The organism is Nostoc sp. 'Peltigera membranacea cyanobiont' 213, from assembly GCF_002245975.1.
GTDB lineage: Bacteria > Cyanobacteriota > Cyanobacteriia > Cyanobacteriales > Nostocaceae > Nostoc.
The window spans coordinates 1-12,258 of record NZ_NOLI01000083.1 but is presented as its reverse complement, the minus strand read 5'-3'; the positions used below and the strand labels follow the sequence as shown (position 1 = coordinate 12,258).

Below are 12,258 nucleotides of genomic sequence, written 5' to 3'. Positions count from 1 at the left end.
TTCACTTTTTGCTGCAACATTTTAACCCCCCAAAAACCTAAAGTTTACAGGAGTTGGGGGGATTATTTGTACTAGTATAGGGAGTTAGGACTGGAAATATTACAGTTCAATTGATTGAAAAACGTTGTAATGGTAGTACTATCTTTGCGTCGGCATAGCCCAACTCAGGCGATAGCACCTTAAAAAAAATCCCTGAATATAAGTAAGAAGGCTGGGATGATACAACCCCAAGGTCAAAATAGTATCACCTACACACGAGTTATCCATCTAAGTCATGTAATTGACATAGATATTCCCCAGTGGCCGGGAGATCCCACAGTAGAATTTGAAACTGTGGCTGAACTGAATAATGATGGCTATTATCTCCGAGGTTTCGCCTTGGGGGAACATAGCGCTACCCATATCAACGCCCCTAATAGCTTTCATAGCTATAGTATGGGAATTGACCAATACCCCGCCCAATCTCTGGTAGTACCTGCGGTGGTTATAGATATTCGCCAAGCCACAGCCATAAATTCTGATTATGCCCTGACTGTTGCTGATGTTATGGCTTGGGAAGAAGAATATGGTGAGATTCCTAAAGGGTGCGTAGTTATACTGAATACAGGTTGGCAAAAAAAGTGGTTTGATAAAAGTGCGTTCCTAAATCATGATGCTCAGGGTATTGCCCATTTTCCAGGGTTTGGTAGCGATGCGACTCAATTCTTACTGAAGGAACGGCAAATCGCTGGATTAGGAATTGATACTCATGGTGTAGATCCCGGACAGGATAACACTTTTGCTACTAATCGTCTGGTATTGGAAAAACCGCGTATTGTTTTAGAAAATCTCACCAATTTGGATCAGTTACCACCTAAAGGTACTACTCTAGCGATCGGAATTCTCAGGTTGCGCGGTGGTTCTGGTTCTCCTGTGGGTGTCTTGGCGTTAGTGCCTTAATTTTTATACCAATTTTCTAAACTTGAGGATAACCTAGAAAGCAAGCAAACTTAGTACAGCTTTATATAAAATTGGTAACGTTTTTAAACGCAGAGGAACGCAAAGTAAACGCAAAGGTACGCAGAGTCTTGCCAAATTTTTTTGGCTTTTTATTTCTTTCTTTGTGTCCTTTGCGTCTATGCGGTTCGTTCTTCATACAGAAGTTGTATTAGTACATCCAGGTATTTTCAATATGACAACTCCGCTATCTTGCCGCAATTACATCGATGGTCAATGGTTGAGTGCTGTAGGGGAAGCAACTTTAGAAAGTCGTAACCCTGCAAACAAAACCGAAATCGTTGCCACATTTCCTCGTTCCCAAGTTAATGATGTAGATACAGCAGTAGCCGCCGCCCGTAAAGCCTACCGGAGTTGGCGTACAGTCCCGGCCCCAGCGAGGGCAGAATACATCTTTCGCGTCGGCGAAATATTACTCCAGCATAAAGAAGAACTTGCCCAGTTAATCAGTCGAGAGATGGGTAAACCTCTGACAGAAGCTAGGGGAGATGTGCAAGAAGGTATCGACTGTGCCTTTTACACTGCTGGCGAAGGACGGCGACTATTTGGACAAACCACACCATCAGAAATGTCTAATAAATTCGCCATGACTGTGCGAATGCCCATCGGAGTTTGTGCCTTAATTACTCCCTGGAATTTTCCTGTAGCAATTCCTTGCTGGAAAGCTATGCCTGCTTTGGTGTGTGGTAATACAGTCATCCTCAAACCTGCTGAAGATACCTCTGCTTGTGCAACTAAATTAATTGAAATTTTCCAACAAGCAGGTTTACCACTAGGAGTAATTAACTTGGTGCATGGTGTAGGAGAAGAAGCGGGGAAAGCTTTGGTTGAGCATCCCAACGTAGATTTGGTATCGTTTACTGGTTCTTCAGAAACGGGTGCTTTTGTTGGTGCTACTTGCGGACGCACTCACAAGCGCGTCTGTCTAGAAATGGGTGGTAAAAATGCCCAAGTGGTGATGGAAGATGCCGATTTGGAACTCGCCTTAGATGGCGCAGTGTGGGGAGCATTTGGAACAACCGGTCAACGGTGTACGGCTACTAGTCGCCTGATTTTGCATCGTGATATTAAAGAAAAATTTACCACCATGCTTTACGAGCGTACTAGTAAGTTACGCTTGGGTGCTGGCAATGACACTAATACAGATATTGGCCCGATTGTCAATGAAAAGCAACTTAAACAGGTAAGCAAGTATTTGGATATCGCCCGTGAGGAAGGAGCAAAGGTTTTAATTGGTGGAGAAATTGCTAGTGAAGGCGAATTGAAAAATGGTTACTTTTTTCAGCCAACTATTTTGGATGATGTAACTCCCGATATGCGGGTTGCCCGTGAAGAGATATTTGGGCCAGTGGTGGCATTAATTGAGGTTAGTTCTTTTGAGGAAGCGATCGCAATTCTCAACGATAGCAATTACGGACTTTCTTCTTCAGTTTACACCCGCGATATCAATCGGGCTTTTACTGCCATGCGCGACATCGAAGCAGGTATCACTTATATTAACGGCCCTACTATTGGTGCAGAAGTACATTTGCCCTTTGGTGGGGTGAAACAAACTGGTAACGGACACCGCGAAGCCGGAACTACTGCCTTGGATGTTTTCACAGAATGGAAAAGTGTTTATGTTGACTTTTCTGGAAGTTTGCAACGCGCTCAGATAGATAACCGCAGTTAATTTTGTAATACAGCGATTATAAATTATTCTTCACCCAATCTCGAAAATTACGCATAGCTTGACTTCTCCCAATTGTTAAACACTGCTGAACATATTCATTCACTAATTCAACAATTGGGATACCAGGAAAATTAGGACTAGATTCAGATGTTATATATTTCCCTTCTTTTAGCAAAGAAATTTCTAAACTTTGTTGTGTATATCGCCAAAGTTCAGGAACTCCCAAAAGTTCATAATTCTCAAATCGAGTTCGAGAAGTAATATCAATTTCGATTGCTAAATCTGGTGGTGGGTCTATAGTTAAATCTATGCGATTTTTACCAATAATAGCAGCTTGATTTTGAATATAAAAACTGGTATCTGGTTCTACTGCTTGCCGCATTCGCTCATTTTTAAGTGTCGTAGAACCAAAAGGTTCAAAATCAATTTGGAGTATTTCTAACAAGACTTTGACTAAATCACCAATAAGTTCTTTATCTTTTTCGTGTTCTGGTAGGGGAACCATAATTTCTAACCAGCCATGACTATAAGAAATCCGGGCAGCACGCCTTTCTCCCATTTCTTCTAAAATATTTTCTAACTGCTGCCAACTAATATCTTGGAGTAACATTTGTTGACCAGGTTTAACGATAATTTGTTGTAGTTTTAAAAGCATATCACCTCAGAGAGTTTATGTATTAGCTGTTACATCTAGCAGATTAAATCTACAAATCAACTTTATTACTTTATTAAAGTATATCGCTCTAAGCATGAGGGTAGAAATTAACCAAAAAATCGCTAGTATAATCTTTGACCGTTTCAATGTTTTTAGGAATTTTTACTCTTTAAAGGAATACGGATAGTAAACTGTGTGCCACGTCCTGGGGTTGAATCAACTTCAATACTTCCTGCATGTTTGTCTACGATAATTTGATAAGCGATCGCCATTCCTAATCCGATGCCTTTGCCCACAGGTTTCGTAGTAAACATATAGTCAAATACTCGTTGCTTTACCTCTTCTGACATACCAACTCCGTTGTCATAAATCTGAATTATCACTTGCTTATCATCACTGAGTTCAGTCCGAATACAAATTTGTCTTTGATTCTTTACTAATGACTCTTCTATAGCATCGATCGCATTGGCTAGAACATTCATAAACACCTGATTGAGTTGCCCTGCATAGCATTCTACTAGAGGTAAATCACCGTACTTCTTAACGATTTGAATTTCTGATTGATTAGGCGTGGCTGTCAGGCGATGATTCAGAATCATCAGAGTGTTGTCTAATCCTTCATTAATGTCTACAAACTTCATGTCTGCTTCATCAAGGCGGGAAAAATTACGCAGCGACAGCACAATTTGACGGATACGTTTGGTTCCCACTTGCATCGATGCCATTAGTTTAGGTAAATCTTCTGCGAGAAACTCAATATCAAGCTCTTGGGAGCGATCGCTAATTTCTGGTGTAGGATTTGGGTAGGCTTGTTCGTAAAGCTTTAGCAAATCGAGAATGTCTTGGCTGTATTGACTGGCATGGTTGAGATTGGCATGAATAAAATTGGCGGGATTATTGATTTCGTGTGCCACTCCAGCCACTAGTTGGCCCAGGCTAGACATTTTTTCAGTTTGGATTAGTTGAGCTTGGGTGTTTTGCAATTCTTTCAGCGTTTCACTGAGTTGTTGCGCCTGCTGGCTAGAAATCAAGGCGCGATCGCGAATTTGTTCGTATAGTTGCACCTGTCGCCATCCACCGATTAACCCAACTACGAGCAATCCTCCCAGAACCGTAGCTAACAGGTTCAACGCCTGCAATGGTGATTCAATATTTTCTTGTGGTACAACTAGAGCGACTGACCAATTTGCTTCTTTCAGAGGAGTATAAGCAACATAATTCCATTTTCCATCCAGTTGAGCCAATTCAATATTGGTGTGTTTAGCTACCATCTTTTGAGTGATTTTTGCCAACTGGAGATTAGGTGAATTGAGAAAACTCTCAGCAGCTTTTTCCGGTGTGCCAATCAGTCGAATGTCGGGATGAGCTATGGGAACTCCTTGAGAATTTAGTGCAAAGGCATAGCTACCCTCACCTTGATGTAAATTGCCGATCGCCTCAACCACCCGCTTAATCTCAATTCCTCCCATGAACACACCTGCTGGTTTTGTGCCTGTTTTGCCGAGAATTGGGGAACTAATCTGAATCTGCAACTGATTGCTTGTGCGCCCAACAATCGGATCGGCGGCTACTGTTTCACCTGCCATACTGCGCTGAAAAAATTCTCGATCTTTAACATTTGGCCGTCCTCCTTGAGTATTAATCAATGCACCATCTGGTGTGGCGAACGCGATGAGCAAAAATGTTTGCATCCGCTTCACCTCAGATTGTAAATAAGGTTCCATCACAGACCAATCTAGCGATCGCACTACAGCAGAATTTGCCAGAGTTTTAATTTCTGTCTTCCGAATGGCTAACCAGTTATCAATCTCATTTTGACCTTGTTGTGTTTTTAACAGCACTTGCTGCTTCAGACTATTGAGCAATAGCCCTTTGATAATGTTGTAACTAATGATTGCGGTGACGCTAATACTAAGGGACAGAATTACCAAAATTGATAGTAATATGAAATTACGCGATCGCCATTTCAACCAACGTTTGCGTAATTTAAACATTTTCGTCGCTTTACTCCAAGTTAAAATTTAAAAAGTAAAAGTGCTGAGTAAAGTAGAAATTACTCAGCACAGGCTAAATGCCTCGCTACCGCTAACAGCATTCTTTATTGTTGTTGAGTAGAGATTTGAATGACAAACTCTGTACCCAGTCCAACTTCTGAAGTGCAGGAGAGTGAACCGCCATGTCCTTCTACTACAATTTGCCGAGCGATCGCTAATCCCAATCCAGTGCCTTTTCCTACAGGTTTGGTGGTGAATAAATGATCGAATACTCGTTCCTTGACCTGCGGTGACATTCCCACTCCGTTATCAGCAATCTTAATCAAAATGTGCTGACCTGAGTTTGCTACACGGGTTTGAATGGTGATGCAATTGGGGTTAGCTAGAATGGCTTCCAAACTCCGCTCTATATTGTATTGTTCAAGTGCATCAATAGCATTTGCTAACAAGTTCATAAACACCTGATTAAGTTGTCCAGCAAAGCATTCCACTAGGGGTAGTTTGCCATAATTCTTCACTACATCAATTGCCGGACGGTTTTCATTAGCTTTTAAACGGTGTCTGAGAATCAGAATAGTGCTATCAATGCCTTCGTGAATATCAAAGGGAACTTTATAATCTTTATCTGCTCTGGAGAAGGTTCGCAAACTGGTGCTGATGCTCCGAATACGGCTAACACCCAATTTCATCGAGTCCAGCAATTTAGGTAAATCTTCGCGTAAATAATTCAGGTCGATGGCATCAATTTCATCTTGAATATCTGAGCCAGGATTGGGAAACTTTTCTTGATAAAGATTAACTAGTCCAAACAAGTCTTTGACATAATCTTTAGCTGGTTCTAAGTTGCCAGCAATGAAGCCAATAGGATTATTTATTTCATGGGCAACACCTGCAACTAAATTACCAAGAGCAGACATTTTTTCACCCTGCACCAATTGCAATTGCATTGTTTGGAGTTCTTGCAAAGCTTGTTCTAATTGTTGCTTTTGCTGTTGCAGCAATTGTTGTGCTTCATGGCGTTCGGTGATGTCTTCAGACGTGCTAAGAATACCAAAAATGTTTCCTTCTCTATCTTTTAAGGGAATTTTATTTGTATTCGACCATTTTTGTTTTCCGTCTACTTGCTGCACGGTTTCGATAATGTTGAGTTCCGCTTCCCCAGACTCCATGATGCGGCGATCGCGTGCTACAAAAAAATCTGATTGCTTACTAGCCCAGGGAAGATCGTAGTCTGTTTTACCAATAACATTTTTTGGCACTCCTAGACCCCAAGTTTGAGTAAAGTTATGGTTACAGCCTAAATAAACACTATTGCGGTCTTTCCAAAAAACAGACTGGGGGATATTATCGATAATTAAGCGCAAGAATTGTTCCGTCTGTCCCAGATTTTCTAAAGTATCTTGTGCTTGCTGATAAAGTCGGGCATTTTCTAGGGAGATTGCGGCTTGAGTGCATAACAAATTGAGAATTTCGACGCGATCGCTGCTAAACGCCCCAGTAATTAGATTGTTTTCTAAATACAAAATCCCTAACAGTTTACCTTGATGCAGAATCGGCGTACACAGCAAGCTTTTGGGTTGCTGACGAATGATGTAAGGATCGGCGATCGGCATTGGATGGAATGTTGTATCAAGGATAACGGTAGGTTGCAGGGTGCGTTTAACGGCGTAAATTAGGCTATGGGGAACGTCTGTACTATCTTCCACAAAAATGGACTGTAACACCGTTGATTGTTGCCCAACTTGAGCAGTGGCCTCAACGACCAATCTACCTTCTTTAAGCAGTAGTAACGCACACTTATCGGCTCCAGCATTTTCAATCACCACTTGCAGCAGCTTTGTAAGTAATTTATCCAGTTCAATTTCACTGGAGAGAGTTTGAGATGCTTTAAGAACTGTTGCCAAATCTAGCATTACTGACGTATTGCTGCTAGATGTTACTGATTTATTAATGCTTGGGTGCAAGGTAGCAATGGTGTCAATATTTGCAAATGTTTCATCGGGCGTGAGTAGCAATCGCCTCTGTTGTAAAATTGGGGTTAGAAGTTGTGGATAACGGTGTTCTAAATCATCGACTTTGGCTTTAGCACCCCAGCAAGTATAACCATAGTAAGCATTAATCAAATACTCTTGGGCAATGCGTTCTTTTCCCCACTCTAAATAAAACTTGGCTGCGAGTTCGTTAGCAAGAGCTTGTTCGTTGAGGTATTCGTTTTCTTTGGCTTTAGTAATGGCGCGATCGTATAACTCAATTGCATCTATATAATTGTTAGAAACTCTTGCCATTTCCGCAGACAACAAGAGATATCGATGGAGAAAGTTTTGTGGGCAATTATCCGCCCAGTTTTTTTGGATTTGTTGATGTTCTTGGATTGTGTCCCAATACTGCTTTTTCTTCTCTAATGTTGCATTGGGATAGATGGCTAACAAACTAAGCGGAAAATAGAAATGATACTGAATAATTGGGAAGAAACCAGAGTTACAGCCAAGAGTTTTCTCAGCTTCTTGTGCCGATTGAATGGCATCTTCATAGCGACCATAAAGGTAAGACAATTGGATTTTAAGAAAGCAGTACCAATTAATTCCATGCTCGAAGTTATTCTTTTGTCTCCACACTTCTATATAGGGAATATCTTCGCCATTGCGATCGTCTAATAAATCGGTGTTTTGAGATATATCTTGCAGATTCAATAAAAACTGCCTCTGTAAAGTAAACGCATACAGCATATTGGCATCATTTACCTGTTGGACATAGCTGAGATATTTTTCCGTTTCTGCGTAAACATCTGATAGGCGATCGCCCTTAATTAACATTGCCCAAATTAGAAACGAAACTGCCCAAACACCAAACACTAAATTTCCAGTTTCTTGACAGACTTGGAATGATTTTTGAGAAAACTGTAAATTAGTTTTTAAATGCTGACTATAGGGATTAATCGTGTGGGCAAAGATATTATTGGTCTTAAAAATAAATTGGCTGCTATTGAAGTGACGATCGAGTTTTATTGCCAATTTACCAAACTCATAGGCGGTTTGATAACTACCTTGATTTGCTAAACTCATTCCATATAGACAATAAGCAAAACCAGAACTTTCGGCATTGCCATAAGTCAAGGATAAACCGATCATTAATAAAGGAGCCAAACAACTAAGGTTTTGATCTCCTCCCATATAAGCTACTCCCCAAAGGTCAGCTAAAAGACTCATGCAGACTTTCTTCTCTGGAACTGTCATCTTCGGCAAATCGAATAAATCTGCTGTCCGAACCGTTTGCAGTTTAACTTTTAATTCTTTAAATTCAGTTGCGATCGCAGTTTGCTGTTCTTCAAAAGTAACAGGTAAATTCATCCCCATGATGCTTAAACCTTTCAGCCCAGCTTTAATGCCAGCTTCGAGATTTTCGCCCTGAGTCATTTTTAGGTACATCTGAATACCATAAATGTTTGCCTTTTCAAATTTATCTCGGCTATGATTTAATCCTAGGTTAAATAACGCCTCTGCTTGGTTGAAATCTCCAGTTAAATATTCACATTCAGCAGATTCTCGAACTAAATTAAATATTAGTTGATAGTTATTTTGCCAACTTTCTTCCGCAAGCAATTTTCGTCCTAATGTGAAATATTTTACCGAGGCTCTATAAGCAGTTGAAGCTTTAGCTTTTTTTCCAGCAATTAGATTAAGTTGAGCTAGTTCATTTTTTTGTGATTGTTCATGAATTATATCAATTCCCTCATTTAACTGATTAACAATATCAAAGATGCTAGCTTCGATTAGTTCTGGCGATGTATTTTTTAAGAGTAATTGCCCAATTTTTAAATGAGTAGCTTTTCTTTGAGATTCAGGAATCAGAGAATAGGCAGCTTGCTGTACGCGGTCATGGAGAAATTTGTAAACTGTCATTTGTCCCTTGTCATTTTTCCTTTGCAAATGACTAATGACCAATGACTCATCCTGATAAAACTTGTAGACTTCATTGGTAGGGATAATTAACCCATCCTGTACAGCTTTCCAAAAGTCTGCGGCTGTTTCTACCTGGGATTTTTCATGGAAGATTGATAATGCTGCTAAATCAAATTGGTTTCCCACACAAGCCGCTAATTTCAAAACTTCTTGAGTTTCTGGTGATAACTTTTGAAGTTGAATTGCCATGAATTCTACGACATCATCGGTAAGAGCGATCGCTCGCACTTGAGCAATATCACATTCCCAATAACCACCATCAAAATTAAATGTAATTAGTTGGTCTTGATGTAACGCTTTCAGAAACTGGGTGCTGAAGAAAGGATTACCTTTAGTTTTGCTCAATACCAACTCTGTTAACGGTGTGGCTAATGCTAGGGAGCAACTCAATGTATCTGCAATCAAATGATTAACTGATGTTTGATCGAGAGGGGTTAAGGTAATCGTATTGACTGTAGCGCCCAATTTCCCAATCTCCTCCAAAGTCAGCATTAGGGGATGTACTGGGTTGACTTCATTATCTCGATAAGCACCAATTAATAGTAGATAGCCAATGTCAGCTTCGCTCATTAACAAGTGGATTAACTTTAAAGAAGCAGAATCTGCCCATTGCAGATCGTCAATAAAAATCGCTAATGGATGTTCTAGTGCAGCGAAGACTTGAGTGAATTTCAAAAACAGCAAATTGAAGCGATTTTGTGCCGCACTTCCAGAGAGTTCCGGTGCAGGAGGCTGTTTACCAATCATACTTTCCAGTTCTGGAATCACCTCAATCATCACTTGTCCGTTCTCACCCAAAGCAGAGAGAATTTTGCACTTCCACTGCTCAAATTGAGCGTCAGTTTCACTGAGCATTTGCCTGATTAAGTCTCGAAAGGCTTGCACAAAGGCAGAGAAAGGGATATCGCGCCCGAATTGGTCAAATTTACCTTTAATAAAGTAACCCCGTTGTCGCACAATTGGCTTGTGGACTTCATTAACCACAGCAGTTTTGCCAATACCAGAGAAGCCTGCTACCAACATAACTTCGGTGCTTCCCTGACTGACTCTCTCAAAGGCATCCAGCAAGCCTTCAACTTCGGCTTGGCGACCGTAGAGCTTTTCTGGGATGATGAAGCGATCGCAAATATCCCGCTCTCCTAATTGAAAGGATTTAATCTCTCCAGTTTCTTGTAATTGAGACAAACATTTTTCTAAATCAAATTTCAACCCTAATGCACTCTGATAGCGGTCTTCAGCGTTTTTCGCCATCAATCTCATCACAATGTCACAAAGAACTTGGGGAATATCTTCTTCCCCCCTGCCTCCTAATTCTTCTGGAAGCTTGGCAATATGACAGTGAACCAACTCCATCGGCTCATTAGACTGAAAGGGTAAATGTCCAGCCAGCAATTCATAGAAGGTAACGCCGAGAGAATAGTAATCACTGCGATAGTCAATTCCGCGATTCATTCGCCCGGTTTGTTCTGGGGAAAGGTAGGCAAGAGTCCCTTCTAAGACATTAGGACTGTGAACTTCCAGGGTTTCTTTGGGTAAAAGAGAGGCAATGCTAAAGTCAATCAACTTGACCTGCTGAGTTTCCGGGTTGATGAGGATGTTGGCAGGCTTGATGTCTTTGTGGATAATCCGATGGCGATAGAGTCCGTCAAGAATATCGCTCAGAGCGATCGCAATTTCTAAGAACTCTGTCAAACTAGATTGCTTACCCCCCATTTTTCCGTTTATCCAATCTCTGAGGGAAATACCGCCAAAATCTTCCATCACCAAAGCATAGCTGTTGCGGTAAGGTTCCAGGCTGTAGGGACGAACAATGCCAGGTATGTCAATATTTTTAGCGATTGTGTACTGATTACGAAATAGCAGCAGTTCGTTGAAGCTGGGATACTCCTGTTGGAGCAGTTTAATTACGACTGGAGTTAGATCGGTCTCTCGAATTGCACGGTAAACTAAGGTTCTAGAACCTGCATAAAGTTGTTCGCTAATTCGATAGTTCAAAAGCTTGTCCATCGGCTCAACTGCTCTAGTCATACTTCATCAACCCTTGTTAAATCAGCTATTTATTTAAAGTAGTGTGCCCAAAAACCTGCTTTTGCTAACTCAGTTTTCTTTTCTGTAATCGCATTCCACGTGTGTAATCTGTCTTGAGCTTCTCCAGCAAAACTCCCCCAATTTCCGGTAGAATCAAGTTCTGAGGACTGTGGATTTGGGAGAAATTTGGGGTGCCTACACTTGGCGTTAACATTGACCACATCGCCACCATCCGGCAAGCGCGGCGGACGGTGGAACCAGACCCCGTAGCGGCGGCGGTACTGGCAGAATTAGCCGGTGCTGATGGAATTACGGTGCATCTGCGCGAAGATCGGCGGCATATCCAAGATCGGGATGTGCGGATATTGCGGCAAACAGTGCGATCGCATCTTAATTTAGAAATGGCCGCAACAGATGAAATGCTAGCGATCGCTCTCGATATCAAACCAGATTACGTTACCTTAGTTCCCGAAAAACGCGAAGAAGTCACAACAGAAGGCGGACTAGATATTGCCCTCCAAATTGCTAGAATAGGTGAAATAGTCGATAAATTGCAAAGCGCTAACATTCCAGTTAGTTTATTTATCGATGCCGAACTAGCACAAATTGAAGCATCTGTCAAGGTGCGGGCACAGTTTATCGAATTGCACACCGGACAATATGCTGAAGCTAAAGATGAAACAAATCGCCACCGAGAATTAGCCATATTAGCTAAAGGTTGCGAACAAGCGATTCAAGCTGGATTGCGAGTCAACGCTGGTCATGGACTCACCTACTGGAACGTCTATCCGGTGGCTGCGCTTCCAGGCATGGAAGAACTGAACATTGGTCATACCATCATCAGTCGGGCAGCATTAGTAGGTATAGAAAGGGCAGTCCGCGAGATGAGGCAAGCTATAACAGGGAATGGGGCATAGGGAATTGGACATTGGGCATTGGGCATTAGGTTATTAG

The 12,258-nt window shown here is 41.4% G+C and carries 6 protein-coding genes; 3 read left to right on the top strand and 3 right to left on the bottom strand.

Features of this window, described 5'->3' with window-relative positions; translation table 11 throughout:
- Positions 1-216 precede the first annotated feature (216 nt).
- Positions 217-939 carry a cyclase family protein gene (locus CDG77_RS21095; RefSeq protein WP_094331284.1) on the top strand — a complete coding sequence of 241 codons (723 nt, stop codon included), beginning with the start codon at positions 217-219 and terminating at the stop codon, positions 937-939.
- Between the two features lie 232 nt (positions 940-1,171).
- Positions 1,172-2,668: an aldehyde dehydrogenase family protein gene (locus CDG77_RS21090; RefSeq protein WP_094331283.1), complete on the top strand. Its 1,497-nt coding sequence runs from the start codon at positions 1,172-1,174 to the stop codon at positions 2,666-2,668.
- 16 nt (positions 2,669-2,684) lie between these two features.
- On the opposite strand, the gene CDG77_RS21085 is transcribed toward CDG77_RS21090, so the two are convergent.
- The 3 genes from CDG77_RS21085 to CDG77_RS21075 all read right to left on the bottom strand — a co-directional run bounded on the left by CDG77_RS21085 (position 2,685) and on the right by CDG77_RS21075 (position 11,304).
- Entirely contained in the window at positions 2,685-3,323 is a 639-nt protein-coding gene (locus tag CDG77_RS21085; RefSeq protein WP_094331282.1) for a Uma2 family endonuclease, read from the bottom strand.
- A gap of 152 nt (positions 3,324-3,475) precedes the next feature.
- On the bottom strand, positions 3,476-5,317 hold the full coding sequence (locus CDG77_RS21080) for a sensor histidine kinase (RefSeq protein ID WP_094331281.1): 1,842 nt from the start codon (positions 5,315-5,317) through the stop codon (positions 3,476-3,478).
- A 104-nt stretch (positions 5,318-5,421) separates the two neighbouring features.
- Entirely contained in the window at positions 5,422-11,304 is a 5,883-nt protein-coding gene (locus tag CDG77_RS21075) for a trifunctional serine/threonine-protein kinase/ATP-binding protein/sensor histidine kinase (RefSeq protein WP_094331280.1), read from the bottom strand.
- A 191-nt stretch (positions 11,305-11,495) separates the two neighbouring features.
- Between CDG77_RS21075 and CDG77_RS21070 the strand changes: the two genes are divergently transcribed.
- Positions 11,496-12,221 (top strand): pyridoxine 5'-phosphate synthase, encoded by a 726-nt coding sequence (locus tag CDG77_RS21070; RefSeq protein WP_094331279.1) that lies wholly within the window; start codon positions 11,496-11,498, stop codon positions 12,219-12,221.
- Positions 12,222-12,258 lie beyond the last annotated feature (37 nt).